The sequence below is a fragment of the Variovorax sp. GW821-FHT09D05 genome, from assembly GCF_059416325.1.
In genome coordinates, this window is record NZ_JBWKOZ010000001.1 from 460,092 (window position 1) to 473,198 (window position 13,107).

The 13,107-nt window shown below is 66.4% G+C and carries 14 protein-coding genes; 10 read left to right on the forward strand and 4 right to left on the reverse strand.

Annotated features, from left to right (window positions below):
- Window positions 1–27: 27 nt before the first annotated feature.
- Entirely contained in the window at window positions 28–717 is a 690-nt protein-coding gene (locus AC07O3_RS02165) for a hypothetical protein (RefSeq protein ID WP_093054363.1), read from the reverse strand.
- 197 nt (window positions 718–914) lie between these two features.
- Between AC07O3_RS02165 and AC07O3_RS02170 the strand changes: the two genes are divergently transcribed.
- Together AC07O3_RS02170 and AC07O3_RS02175 are read left to right on the forward strand one after the other, a co-directional pair.
- Window positions 915–1,550 carry a superoxide dismutase gene (locus AC07O3_RS02170; protein WP_495338473.1) on the forward strand — a complete coding sequence of 212 codons (636 nt, stop codon included), beginning with the start codon at window positions 915–917 and terminating at the stop codon, window positions 1,548–1,550.
- 11 nt (window positions 1,551–1,561) lie between these two features.
- Window positions 1,562–2,482 (forward strand): ZIP family metal transporter, encoded by a 921-nt coding sequence (locus AC07O3_RS02175; RefSeq protein ID WP_495338474.1) that lies wholly within the window; start codon window positions 1,562–1,564, stop codon window positions 2,480–2,482.
- Between the two features lie 14 nt (window positions 2,483–2,496).
- Here AC07O3_RS02175 and AC07O3_RS02180 read toward each other — a convergent pair whose 3' ends face one another.
- Both AC07O3_RS02180 and AC07O3_RS02185 read right to left on the reverse strand, forming a co-directional pair.
- Entirely contained in the window at window positions 2,497–3,930 is a 1,434-nt protein-coding gene (locus AC07O3_RS02180; protein WP_093074954.1) for an aldehyde dehydrogenase family protein, read from the reverse strand.
- A 67-nt stretch (window positions 3,931–3,997) separates the two neighbouring features.
- A complete protein-coding gene (locus tag AC07O3_RS02185; protein ID WP_093054369.1) occupies window positions 3,998–4,552 on the reverse strand; it encodes a peroxiredoxin in 555 nt (184 codons plus the stop codon).
- Between the two features lie 141 nt (window positions 4,553–4,693).
- On the opposite strand from AC07O3_RS02185, the gene AC07O3_RS02190 reads away from it, so the two are divergent.
- From AC07O3_RS02190 to AC07O3_RS02225, 8 genes are all read left to right on the forward strand, one after another.
- Window positions 4,694–6,268, forward strand: a complete 1,575-nt coding sequence (locus AC07O3_RS02190) for a phospholipase D family protein (protein ID WP_495338475.1) — start codon at window positions 4,694–4,696, stop codon at window positions 6,266–6,268.
- Window positions 6,269–6,277: 9 nt separating this feature from the next.
- The gene (locus AC07O3_RS02195) at window positions 6,278–7,051 is read left to right on the forward strand and encodes a sterol desaturase family protein (RefSeq protein ID WP_093054373.1); all 774 of its coding nucleotides are present in this window, start codon (window positions 6,278–6,280) and stop codon (window positions 7,049–7,051) included.
- Entirely contained in the window at window positions 7,032–7,973 is a 942-nt protein-coding gene (locus AC07O3_RS02200; protein WP_495338476.1) for a fatty acid desaturase, read from the forward strand. Before AC07O3_RS02195 ends, AC07O3_RS02200 begins: the two co-directional genes overlap by 20 nt.
- A 3-nt stretch (window positions 7,974–7,976) precedes the next feature.
- Complete coding sequence (locus AC07O3_RS02205; RefSeq protein ID WP_495338477.1) at window positions 7,977–9,893, forward strand: iron-containing redox enzyme family protein; 1,917 nt, start codon at window positions 7,977–7,979, stop codon at window positions 9,891–9,893.
- Complete coding sequence (locus tag AC07O3_RS02210) at window positions 9,877–10,788, forward strand: DUF6999 family protein (RefSeq protein ID WP_093054379.1); 912 nt, start codon at window positions 9,877–9,879, stop codon at window positions 10,786–10,788. The genes AC07O3_RS02205 and AC07O3_RS02210 overlap by 17 nt, the downstream gene beginning before the upstream one ends.
- A 17-nt stretch (window positions 10,789–10,805) precedes the next feature.
- Entirely contained in the window at window positions 10,806–11,141 is a 336-nt protein-coding gene (locus AC07O3_RS02215; protein ID WP_093054381.1) for a hypothetical protein, read from the forward strand.
- 22 nt (window positions 11,142–11,163) lie between these two features.
- On the forward strand, window positions 11,164–11,394 hold the full coding sequence (locus AC07O3_RS02220; protein WP_007836713.1) for a hypothetical protein: 231 nt from the start codon (window positions 11,164–11,166) through the stop codon (window positions 11,392–11,394).
- 251 nt (window positions 11,395–11,645) lie between these two features.
- The gene (locus AC07O3_RS02225; protein WP_093054383.1) at window positions 11,646–12,236 is read left to right on the forward strand and encodes a hypothetical protein; all 591 of its coding nucleotides are present in this window, start codon (window positions 11,646–11,648) and stop codon (window positions 12,234–12,236) included.
- Between the two features lie 12 nt (window positions 12,237–12,248).
- Here AC07O3_RS02225 and AC07O3_RS02230 read toward each other — a convergent pair whose 3' ends face one another.
- Window positions 12,249–13,091, reverse strand: a complete 843-nt coding sequence (locus AC07O3_RS02230) for a metal-dependent hydrolase (RefSeq protein ID WP_354336002.1) — start codon at window positions 13,089–13,091, stop codon at window positions 12,249–12,251.
- Between the last annotated feature and the right edge of the window lie 16 nt (window positions 13,092–13,107).

Here is a 13,107-nt window from a genome sequence, read left to right on the forward strand (position 1 = left end):
GTGCCGCCTCTCGTGGGCGGCTGCGGGCTATCCGCGGCAGAGCTTCAGGTTCGTGCGGGTGGCGCGGACCACGGGCAGGAAGATCTCGGCGTCGGCCGGCGGGTAGTTGTCCTTGATGCCGTCGTCGGTGCGGTCGGCGTCCTCGGCCAGCGGCTGCAGGGTCTTGAGGCAGGCGGCGCGGTCGTTGAGCTTGAACTGCGTGAGCGCGAGGTCGTTGCGCAGCCAGGCCTTGGTGATCCAGTCGAGGGTCTTGTCGCAGTCCGAGAGCACGGGCGCGAGGGTGGTCTGCGCGGCAGCGTAGTCCTTCGCGTCGTACTGGCGCTTGAAGGTCTTGCGCGAGTTGGCCACGGCCTTGTCGGTGCAGGCGGGGATGGGGCGGGTGTAGGTGCCCTCGAAGCCGGCGCGCGCGCCGCAGTTGTCGCGGCATTGATCCGCGCCGTTGGTCGTGACCTGCACCTTGTCGGCGTTGACCGCGAAGTTCACCACACACGCCGAGTCGTCGAGCTTGGCCTTGCCGCGCACGATGGTGCCGTCGAGTGCGCAGGTGTGTGCGTTGGCGCCGATGGTGGTGATGTCGAAGTGCCCGTCGGGCTTGACGCGCAGCGAGCCGCTGCCCCGTTCGTAGATGTAGTCGCCGGCCGGCGGCGTGGCGGTCTGCGCGGCGGCGAGGCCGGCGCAGGCGAGCAGGGCGAAGGGAAGGATGCTCTTGAGCTTCATCGTTGGAAATCTCCCAGGAAACGTGCCGCAGCGCAGTGTATCTATCGTTGCCGAAAGCTTCCTGAAATGGCCGGTTTGCGCCATCTCTGCCGCAGATGTCTTGACATGGACAATGAGAATTCCTATCATTTAGGCGCCTGAGTACGCAACACGTCGACAACGCAAAGGGCTCTTCCAACCAAGGAGCTTTTTCGACCGTGCCGTACACCCTGCCAGCCTTGCCCTATGCCTTCGATGCGCTCGAACCGCACATCGACGCGCAGACGATGGAAATCCACCACGGCAAGCACCACCAGACCTATGTGAACAACCTCAATGCGGCCCTGAAAGACACGCCGCACGAGGGAACGCCGGTCGAAGAACTGATCGCCAACGTCGAGCAGCTGCCCGAGGCGCTGCGCGCGCCGGTGCGCAACAACGGCGGCGGGCACGCCAACCACAGCCTGTTCTGGACCGTGATGGCGCCAGTCGGGCAGGGCGGTGGCGGCACGCCTACTGGGGCGCTCGCGAAAGCCATCGACACCGGCCTGGGCGGTTTCGACGCCTTCAAGGAGGCCTTCACCAAGGCCGCCCTCACGCGCTTCGGCAGTGGCTGGGCGTGGCTGTCGGCAGGCCCCGGCGGCAAGCTCGCCGTGGAGAGCAGCGGCAACCAGGACAGCCCGCTGATGCGCGGTATCGGCTCTGGCAACACGCCGATCCTCGGACTCGACGTATGGGAGCACGCCTACTATCTCAAGTACCAGAACCGCCGTCCCGAATACATCGCGGCCTTCTACAACGTCGTGAACTGGGCCGAGGTGGCCCGGCGTCACGCCGCCGCGACCGGCGGCTGAGGAGCAGGCCCATGAACGAGCCGCAGCAGGGCACGATGGCAGGACGGCAACCCAGGCAGGCCCGCCCGATGCGCGAGTGGGTCGGCTTCGCCATCGTCGCGGCCGGCGTGTTGGTGGGCGTGTTGCAGTTCTGGCAGTTCGTTCGCGGCGACCCGCTGGTATGGAATGCCTTGCTAGGCGGCTCGGTCGCCGCGCTGGCGACCGCGCTCGGCACGCTGCCGGTGCTGTTCTCGCAGAAGCTCCCGGAGCGGCTGCAGGACACGCTGTTCGGCTTCGGCGCCGGCGTGATGCTGGCGGCCAGCGCCTTCTCGCTGATCATCCCGGGCCTGGAGGCCGCAAAGAATGTGGGCGTGTTCGGCGGCGGCAACTGGGCGGCGGGCGGGGTGATCGGCTCCGCCATCCTGCTCGGCGGCATCGTGCTGATGCTGATGGACCGCGTGCTGCCGCACGAACACTTCATCAAGGGCCGCGAAGGCCAGGCCGCCAGGCAGTTGCGCCGCACCTGGCTCTTCGTGTTTGCGATCGCGCTGCACAACGTGCCCGAAGGCCTGGCCATTGGCGTGGGCTATGCGGCCAACAACGGGCTGCGCGCCGACGCGCTGGCCACCGGCATCGCAATCCAGGACGTGCCCGAGGGCCTGGTGGTCGCGGTGGCGCTGCTGGCCGCCGGCTACAGCCGCATGTTCGCGGTGCTGATCGGCATGGCCTCGGGGCTGGTGGAGCCGCTGGGTGCGGTGCTGGGCGCGGCCGTGGTCGGCCATTCGGCGATGCTGCTGCCCTGGGGACTTGGCTTTGCGGCAGGCGCGATGCTGTTCGTGATCAGCCACGAGATCATTCCCGAGTCGCACCGCAAGGGGCACGAAGCCTTTGCCACGAGCGGGCTGATGATCGGCTTCGTGCTGATGATGCTGCTGGACACCGCGCTGGCCTGACCAGCCCCGCGCGGTCAGCCGTGCTTGACGGCGACGGTTTTCAGCGTGGTGAAACCGTACAGCGCCTCGAAGCCCTTCTCACGTCCGTAGCCTGAGGACTTCACGCCGCCGAAGGGCAGCTCGACGCCTCCGCCCGCGCCGTAGTTGTTGATGAACACCTGGCCGCTGCGCACGCGCTTGGCCATGCGGAACTGGCGCGAACCGTCGGCGGTCCACACGCCCGCCACCAGGCCGAACTGCGTGGCATTGGCGAGCGCGACCGCTTCGTCTTCGTCGGTGAAGGACATCGCGGCCAGCACCGGGCCGAACACTTCTTCCTGCGCCAGTCGATGCCCGACCGGCACGTCGCGCAGCAGGGTGGGCGCCTGGTAGAAGCCGGTCTCGGGCGCTTCCTCGACCACGATGCCCTGCGCCACCATCGGGATGCCGGCATGCTGCGCGTCGCTCAGGAAGTCCCACACGCGCTGCTGCTGCGTCTGGCGGATCAGCGGGCCCACGTCGAGGTCCATGGCCGCGGGGCCGACGCGCAGGGCTTCGAAGGCGTGGCCCAGGCGCTCGAGCAGCGGCTCGTAGATGCCGCGCTGGATCAGCACCCGCGAGCCGGCCGAGCAGGTCTGGCCGGCGTTCTGCACGATCGCGTTGATGACAACGGGAATGGCCGCGTCGAGGTCGGCGTCCGCAAAGATGATCTGCGGGCTCTTGCCGCCCAGCTCCAGCGTGACAGGGCAATGCCGCTCGGCTGCCACCTGCTGGATCAGCGTGCCGATCTTCGGGCTGCCGGTGAAGCTGATGTGGTCGATGCCTTCGTGCCGCGCGAGCGCGTCGCCCACTTCATGGCCGTAGCCCGTCACGATGTTGAGCGCGCCGGCCGGAAAGCCGACTTCAGCCGCCAGCTGCGCCACGCGGATCAACGAGAGGCAGGCGTCTTCGGCCGGCTTCACCACGCACACGTTGCCCGCCGCCAGGGCGCCGCCCACGCTGCGCCCGAAGATCTGCATCGGGTAGTTCCACGGAATGATGTGGCCGGTAACGCCGTGCGGCTCGCGCCAGGTGAAGACGCTGTAGCCGTCCTGGTAGGGGATGGTCTCGCCGTGCAGCTTGTCGCAGGCGCCGGCATAGAACTCGAAGTAGCGCACCAGCGCCACCGCGTCGGCACGCGCCTGCTTGACAGGCTTGCCGCAGTCGCGCTGCTCGATGAGCGCCAGTTCGTCGACGTGCTCGGCGATCTTTTGCGAGAGCTTGTAGAGCAGGCGGCTGCGGTCGGCGGCGCTGACCTTGTGCCACACACCCTCGAAGCAGTCGCGCGCGGCGCGCACGGCGGAGTCGATGTCGGCGGCATTGCTGCGCTGGATTTCGTCGAAGGCCTGGCCGTCGGAAGGATCGATGACCGGCAGGGTGCGGCCGGAGGAGGACGGGACGTCCGCGTTGGCGATGTAGTTGAGCTGCATGGGGCTGGATTTTGCGCGAAGCACGCGCAATCCGTGGCCGGGCGGCCCGGCGTCCCTCTGCTCGTGTCTACTTGGCGGCGGTGGCCTTCGGCAGCGCCTTCACGGCATTCAACATGCGCTCCACGTGCTTGTCCGGATTCAGGTTCTGGTAGTAGTAGGCGACCTTGCCGTCCGGCGAAATCACGTACGACAGGCGGTTGGCGAAGTCCGGCCGTGTCTGCATCAGCGCGTCGAAACCCTGGATCACGGTCTTGTTCTCGTCCGACGCCACCGGAAATCGGCTCTGGCAGGACTTGACCGAGAACTTCGACAGGGTACCTATGTCGTCCGCCGAGACGCCGATCACGGTGGCGCCCAGCGCGGCGAACTGGTCGACGGCTTCGGCGAAGGCGTGGGCCTCGATCGAGCAGTCGTTGGAATCTGCCGCAGGAAAGAAGTACAACACCACCGGTCCCTTGGCGAGCGCGTCGGCCAGCGAGTAGCGGAAGGTCTTGCCGCCCAGGGCGGCGTTGGCGGTGAACTTGGGCACGGGGTCGCCGATGTCCAGGGCGGCCCAGGCGGGGTGGGCAAGGGCTGCAAAAATCGTCATCCATGCGATGCGATGGAGGTGCGAACGAGCCATGATGTAACTCCGAGCGATGTGGAGCGAATTCTAGGCTTGAGCATCCCCTGAATGGGCCTTTGAAACCGGCGCGGGCTGGCCGGCGTATTGAACACAACAACCGAAAAACGGCGGGAAGCACCAAGCAATGGGCGAACCATCATGAACACCTGGCTCTCGTTTCTGCGCATCGCGCTCGCGGGCGTCCTGATAGCGGCACTCGGCGCCTGCGGCTCGCTGCCGCCGGCGCGGGAGCGGCCCGCCGAGTTCGCCGCCTCGGCCGACCCATCGACCACGCTGGCGAAGATCGTCGCCGCCTCCACGCCGCCCGACGAGCACTCGGGCTTCCGGCTGATGCCCCTGGGCGTGTACTCGCTCGATGCGCGCATCCAGCTGGCCCAGCGGGCCCAGCGCTCGCTGGTGGTGCAGTACTACCAGCTCGAGAACGATGCCGTTGGCCGCCTGCTATTGCGCACGCTGCGCGAGGCCGCGGGCCGGGGCGTGAAGGTGAGGGTGCTGGTGGACGACCTGTACACAGTGAAGAGTCAGCAGTTGCTGCTGGCGCTGTCCGAGACGCCCAATGTCGACGTGCGCCTGTTCAACCCGTTCTGCTGCGGGCGCAACGGTTTCCTCTCGCGCTTTGCGGCGTCGCCGTGGGAGATTCCGCGACTCAACCACCGCATGCACAACAAGCTCTTCATTGCCGACGGCGTGATGGCGGTGGTGGGCGGGCGCAACATCGCCGACGAGTATTTCGTGCTGAGCGAGGCGCAGAACTTCATCGACATGGACGCGCTGGTGGTCGGCAAGGTGGTGCCGCAGCTCGAATCGATCTTCGACGCCTACTGGAACAGCGAACAGGTCTGGCCCATTGCCGACATCGTGACGGGCGAGGGCGGCCGCAAGCCGACCGGCACCGACTTCGACAGCTGGGTGGGCATGGCCGCGCCGCCGCCGAAGATCGTGCTGCCGCCGTCCGACATCCTCGGCTACGGCCCCATCGCCGAAGAGCTCGACGGCGGCCGCATGGGCCTGCTGTGGGGCGAGGCCCGTGCCATCGCCGACCCGCCCACCAAGCCCGCGACCATGACAGCCGACGAGGCCATCTCCACCAGCGTGACGATGAAGGTCTGGGCGCTGCTGCTCGACGCCAAGACCGAGGTCGACATGACCTCGCCGTACCTGGTGCCAGGCGAGCGCGGCATGGAGGCCTTCGAGGACCTGACCCGGCGCAAGGTCAAGCTCACGCTGCTGACCAATTCGCTGGCTGCCAACGACGAGCCGCTGGTGCACACCGGTTACGCGCGCTATCGCGAGCGGCTGTTGCAAGGCGGGGCCGACCTGTACGAGCTGAGCCCGCAGCGCACCAGCGCAGGCGAGCGCTTCGGCATGTTCGGCAAGTCGCTCGGGCGGCTGCATGCCAAGACCGCGGCCATCGACAAGACACGCATCTTCATCGGCTCGATGAACCTCGACCCGCGCTCGGCCAGCCAGAACACCGAGATGGGGCTGGTGGTCGACAGCCCGCAGCTGGCGCGCGAGATGATGCGCGTCATCAACATCAGCAAGCTGCAGAACTCCTACCGGCTGCGGCTGGCCAAGGACACCGGCACGCTGCAATGGCTGACGAACGACGGCGAGAAAGAAGTGATCCTGACCTCGGAGCCGGAGTCGAGCTTCTTCCAGCGCTTCTACAACATGCTCATAGCGCCGATCGTTCCCGAGATGCTGTTGTAGCCTCGGGGGATGGCGCAGACCTTCACTTCGTTGTCCGCCCCGCAGGTCATGCTGTGGGGCGTGCTTTTTTTCGGCGGTATCTATCTCGGCTTCGGCGGCATCACGTGGCTGCTGACGAAGCGCGTGTTGCCGGCGCTGGGCATCGGGCGCGAACTCGATCCGCGGCCGCTGCAGCCGGGGCAACTGCGGCGCGAGCTGGGGCAGTCGGGCGTGTCGGTGCTGATCTTCGGGCTGGGCATGGTGTTTCCGTGGGGGCTGCTTCAGCTTGGCTGGGCGCGGCTCGACGGCGATGCGGGGTGGCGGCAGATCGCGGTCGAGATCCTCGGGCTCGCGTTCTGGAACGACGTGCATTTCTGGATCAACCACCGATTGCTGCACACGCGCTGGCTGCGGCGCTTTCACGGGCCGCATCACCGCTCGTTCGTGACTACGCCCTGGGCGACCTACAGCTTCCATCCCGTCGAGGCGCTGATGCTCGGCAACGTGATCCTGCTGCCGATGGTGGTGCACGACTTCAGCTTCTGGTCGCTGGCTGCGGTGCCGGTGTTCAGCCTGTTCTTCAACTGCATCGGGCATTCGAACTACGACTTCTTCACGGGCGTGTCGTACAGCCACTGGTTCGCGGCAAGCCGCCGGCACCATCTGCACCATGCCGTGCACAACGGCAACTACGGTTTCCAGTTCACGTTCATGGATCGGCTCTTCAGGACGCGCATTGCGGCCGATGCGGCAGAGCCGGTGCTGCAGGCTTTCCGAAAGAAGCATGGCGCGACCGCGGCCTGACGCGAGCCGTCGCCTGCCGGGGCTGCGCCACTGGCGCGACTGGCAGAGCCTTGCCTACCTCGCCGCCTTGCCTGCGCTGGCGGCGTGGCAATGGCTCCACGGCTTCAACGCGCTGCTGTATGGGCTGATGCTGTTCCTGACGCTCGGCGTCGGCGTGATCCATCACAACCACGTGCACCTGCGCATGTGGCGCGGGCGGCGCATGAACCGGCTGACGGATTTCTGGATCACGCTGCTGCAGGGCCACCCGACCTTCGTGTTCTGGCCCGCGCACGTGGCCAACCATCATCGCCACCGGCACGGGCCGAGGGACGTGGCGCGCACTTACCGCTTCGGTGGCGACACCAATCATCTGCGGGGCTATCTGCTGCATCCGTTCCAGGCCGTGTGGGTGCTGATGCCGGTGTTCTTCGCGTGGCTGGCGCGGCTGCGGAAGCATCGGCGCGGCGCATGGCGCTACTGCATGGCGCAGTACGTGCTGTGGCTGGTCAGCTGGACGGTGCTGCTGGCGCTCGATTGGCGCAAGGCTCTGCTGTTTGTGATCGTGCCGCAGCTGCATGGCCTGCACTGGCTGCTGGCGACCAACTACCTGCAGCACGCGCACGCCGACGGCCGAAAACCCGTGCGCAAGGAGGCGCCGGGCGATACCTCGGGTAGCCAGCTGAACTACGCCCGCAATTTCGAGGGGCTGGTGAACCCCTTGCTGTTCAACATCGGCCTGCACACCGCACACCACGAGAACCCGCATGCCCATTGGTCCGAGCTCACGCATCTGCATCGCACGCGTTACCGCGCGCGGGTGGATCCTGTGCTCAACGAGGGCGGGCTGGTGCCGTACATGGTGCGCGTGTTCGTGCTGGGGACCGTGTGGCCGCGTTTTCGCAGCCGCTCGCTGATGCCTCCCGATTCATCCATCACCTGAACCATGCCTGTCTCATTCCAACGCGTCTATCTCGAAAGCGCCGGTTACTTCATGCCGGGCGAGCCCATTCCCAACGACCGCATGGACGCGTACATCGCGCCGCTGAACCGCATGTCGGAGCGCATCAAGCGGCGCATCCTGGCGGAGAACGGCATCCTCACGCGGCACTACGCCATCGATGCGGAAGGCGTGACGCAGCACACCAACGCGCAGCTGGCGGCCGGCGCGATCCGCGACTGCCTGCGGCGGGGCGGTGCGGAGCTGTCGCGCGTGTCGCTGTTGGCCAGCGGCTCGTCGGGCGGAGACACGCTGATGCCGGGATTCGCCAACATGATCCAGGGCGAACTGGCGGCGCAGCCGATGGAAACGCATTCGGTGCACGGCATCTGCGCGGCAGGCGTGTCGGCGATCCAGACTGCCGCGCAGGGCATCGAGCTGGGCGCGCACCGCTCGGCGATGGCGGTGGCGAGCGAGATGCCGTCGCGCCTCTTCAAGCGCTCGCGCTTCGCGGCGCGCGGCTATGAAACCGACTTCGACTCGCACTTTCTACGCTGGATGCTGTCGGATGGCGCGGGCGCCTTGCTGCTGTCCGACGGCACGCCCGCACTGGCCGGCGCGCCTGGGTTGCGCCTGAAGCTGAAGTGGGTGCATCAACGTGCGTTCTCGGGCGACTACCCGGTCTGCATGCAGCTGGGCCTGACCGAAGACCGCGCGCGTGGCCACCTCGACTTCGGCTCCTGGGCCGAGGCCGAAGCGGCGGGCGCCTTGTCGCTGCGGCAGGACATACGCCTGCTGCCGCATCTGTTCGACATCGGCATCCACGAATACGCGGGGCTGGTGCGGGACGGCTGGGTCGATCCGAAGCGGGTCGATCACTTCCTGTGCCATTACTCGTCGGAGAAATTCATCCCGGTGGTCGAGGACCTGATGGCGAAGGCCGACCTGTCGATTCCGCGCGAGCGCTGGTGGAGCAACCTCGCATGGCGCGGCAACACCGGGGCGGCGTCAATCCTCGTGATGCTGGCTGAGTTCCTGCACACCAAGGCGTTGAAGCCCGGCGAGCAGATCTTCTGCTACGTGCCGGAATCGGGGCGCTTCATGGCGGCGTACATGCTGCTCGAAGTGGAGGCAGCCGATGCGGCGCCCGTGGTGGTTGCGCCCCGCGCGGCAGCGGTGCCCGACGACGACCTCGTCATTGCGCCTCCGCATGACCCGGCCGCCGCACCCGAAGGACTCGGCGCCTTGCTCACCGAGCTGGCCGCCATCTGGCACGACTACCGCTCGCGCGTCTGGCGCACGCCGCTGGTCCGCCAGATCCGCGAGCGTCGCTTTGCCGTGCCCGACTACCTGAACTGGATGGAGCAATGGGTGCCGCAGGTGCGCGAGGGCAGCCTGTGGATGCGCGAAGGCGCGGCCTCGCTGAGCGAGCCGTACCAGGTGCTGGCCTCGCTGATCGGCGTGCACGCGGGCGAGGAGCAGAACGACTTCAACATCCTCTTCAGCGATTACCGCAAGGCGGGCGGCACGGTCGAGCGCATCGAGGACCTGCGCCGCAACCCGGGCGGCGAGGCGCTCAACGCCTATCTGCACGGCCTGGCCGCCACGCGCGACCCGATCGGCCTGCTGGGCGCGATCTACATCATCGAGGGCACGGGCCAGCGCATCGTGCCGGCGCTGTTGCCGCTGCTGAAGGCCAGCCTGAAGCTGCCGCCCGATGCCTTCCGTTTTCTCGAGTACCACGGCCACAACGACGAGCACCACCTGAGCCGCTGGCTCACGGCGGTCGAAATGGTGATGGCCGTGGAAGGGCAGGCGCGCGCCGCCCGCCAGATCACAGACACCGCGCGCCACACGGCCGCGCTGTACCTGATGCAGTTCCAGCACATCACGGAGCGTATGCCCCATGGATCGAACACCTGATTTCCTGACGCAGGCGCACGACGAGCGCGACCCCAGCCCCTGGCTCGCGCTGTACCTCGACCAGAGCACGCCGCTGCCCGACAACGTCAAGGCGGCGTGGCTGGCCGATTCGAGTTCGGGCTCGCGGCAGTATCTGCTGCCGTTCCTGCGGCCGATCGCGCGGCTGACGATCATCCTGATCCAGATCGTGAAGGTGTTCGTGCCGCGCAACTGGTCGCATTCGATGCTGCTGCACCGGTTTCTGGCCTGGGGGCTGAAGCGCTTCGTGTCGCCGGAGGCCAACTGGCTCATCCTGCGGCACTTTCACCTGGGCTCGCAGGTGCTGGCCTTCATCGGGCGGAATTCGCCGGCTCCGGTGGCCACCAATCCGCTGGAGCCGGCCGACATCGACGCGCTGAAGGACGAGATGTTCCTGAAGCACGACCTGAACCTCTTCAACTTCGTGATCCGGCTGAACAAGGCGCTGCGCGACAAGGGCGTGGCGCTGTGCAAGGCGGAGAAGGTCGATTTTTCGATGATCAGGGAGCCAGGGCTGCGGCTGGAGGACATGCCCCAGGGCAAGCTCAATTTTCTCGACCTGCAGAGCGCCATCGAGCTGTTCACGCCGCTCTACCAGCTGATGCTCACGGACAACGATTTCTGGCGCGCGGCCAATTCCTTGCAGCTGGACGAAACCATCGGCATCTATACGGCGACGCTCCTGAACGCGCCCGAACACCTGATCCTGGTCAACAACAAGCATCCGCTGGTGCCCCTGTCGACCCTGCGGGCGGGGCACCGGCTGGTGATCCACGGGCTCTCGACCGAGATGCTGCACAGCCTGCTCCAGCGGATGCAGGCGGCGCAAAAGGCGGGGGAGCCGGAGACATCCCTATACGAGCAGCCACTTGCATAGGCGTATGCTGCCCCCAGATGGAAACCATGAACACGACCGATAATCCGTCTCCCAAGACCGATCTGGCAGTGACCCACGTGCTGGCGCAACTGCTGGAAAAGCTTGAGCACAGCCCTGTGCCCGTAGGCGCAGAGCAGTACCGCTCCGTGGTCGAGCACCTCGTGCATGAGTTCGAGGACGTCGAGCAGGGCGCCGAACTAGGCCGCCTGCTCGATGCCTATCCGGCCGCGGCCGAGGTTTACGAGAACCTCAATTACAAGCATGCCGGGCTTTGCCGCTCGGCGTTGGACGCTTCCCTGGCCGCTGAAATCAGCGCACGGGAAGCCATTGCACGCGCAATGCGCAGTGCATAACTGAACAGCAAGGACAAGACGCATGGCGAAGGGTGAAGTGAAGACGGCAGTGGTGGCGGATGGGCTGCGTTACAAGTCCAAGACGCCGGGTTCGCCGTTCCGCGCCTCGGCGTCGTTCAGCGGCGCGACCATGTCGTGCTTCATGTGCGGCAAGCACCGCGTGCGCTCGCAGCTGCGTACTCGTCAGGTGCTGGGCAAGTCCCAGACCGTGTGCGCGCCTTCCTGCAAGGCGCTCGACGAATCCCTCGAATAGGGGATTGACCCCAGCTGCTGGCAGTGCGCCTGCTAGCACATTGGGGAGGCATTTTGGAGACATTTCCTCGTGCATAAGTCACGGAATGGCCTTCCGCATTGTCGGCAATCGTTATACAGTTGGACACAAATGATGCATGTAATTGCATGTAATCTAAAGTTCTACTAGTAGCCGATTTCCAATGAATTGCAGCCACACCGTCGACGCCCCTCGCGGGACATGGAATTCAACGCTTGCAAAGGGGCCCTGCCATGGCTAAGTCGCGCCACGTGGTCATGCAGGTGGTCAAGCGCTCGTCCGGCAGCGCTACGCACCACGTCGAATTCCTGATGGACGACAACTTCGCCGAGCGCCTGCGACAACTGCGTTCGCTGGTGCCTCCCCTGGGCAGCCTCAACAAGCAGCGCGACCTCGTGATCGACAAGGTGCGCGTGCGCCTGCCCAACGCCATCTGGCGCTCGGGCAACGAGATCGAGATGGACGGCGGGGTAGACGGCTCCTGCATCGTCATCGCCGCCGAAGGCTCGTTCAACTGCGGTGGCAAGGACCGCAAGACGCGCGAGAAGCTCGTGACGTACAACTTCTCGATCGCGCGCCTGATCGAGCTGCATGCCGAGCGCCCGGAGGGCGAGACCTTCTACATCCGCGACGGCGTGTTTGCCAATGACGAGCCGGCCGAATCGCCAGCCGGCCGTTGGGTTGCGTCGATGCACGAGCTCGAAGTGGTGATGCGCGTGCCGGATGCTCCGTCCGATTTCGACACCCTGCACGACCTGACGCTGCGCCCTGAGCAGCAACAGCAGGCCGGCAGCGGCGCGCCGCACCGCGCCAATTTCTACTGAGTTTCTTGCCCGTCAGCTGGCAGCGGCCGCCTCAGGCGCCGCGCCCACCGGTGTGTACTGCGCACGGTTGTCCGCCAGCCAGCGCTCCGACAGGCTGCTGTCCTGCTGCATCGGATGGAAGTCTGCCCGCAGGTAGCTGCGCCAGCCGGCCAGGTTGCCGCGCAGCAGGCCGTCGCGGCTCAGCAGGATGCGCGCGGCGCTCTTCCAGGTCGACCATTTCCACAGCTGCTTTTCGTGGCGCAGGTTGTCGATGGTCTGGTGCATCAGGTCGCCCAGGAACATCATCGTCACGCGGCGGAACCAGCGCGTGCGCCATTCGTCGGAGCCACCCGCGGCCTGGTAGACGTCGAAGGCCACGCTCTTGTGCTCCAGCTCTTCCGCGCTGTGCCACAGCCACATGGTGCGCAGCCGGGGCTCGGCGCCGTCGAGGACCTGCGGGTGCGCCAGCAGCCACTCCGCGAACATCGCCGTGAAATGCTCGGTGGCCGCCGTCACAGCCAGCGCGTGGCGTGGGTCGGCTTCTTCCATCAGGGCCATGCGCTTGCTGGCGCGCGCCGTCCAGCCGTCGACCAGGCCCTGGCTTTCCAGATGGTTGTTGAAGAGCGAATGAATGCGCCGGTGCGTGGCTTCCTGCCCGATGAAGCCGCGCACGTCGGCCTTGTGTTTTTCCTGTACCTCGGCCGGCAGCGTGGCGACGGCGTCGCGCACCGCGTCGATGAAGAACTGCTCGCCGAAAGGGAAACTCATCGACAGGGCGTTGAAGAAAGCGGTCGAGAATGCATCGCCGCCGCACCAGTTGCGGGCAAAGGGCGGTTGCAGGTCGATCAGAAGGCGGCGGACAACGAGATCGGTCATGAAGCAAGCCTTGGAA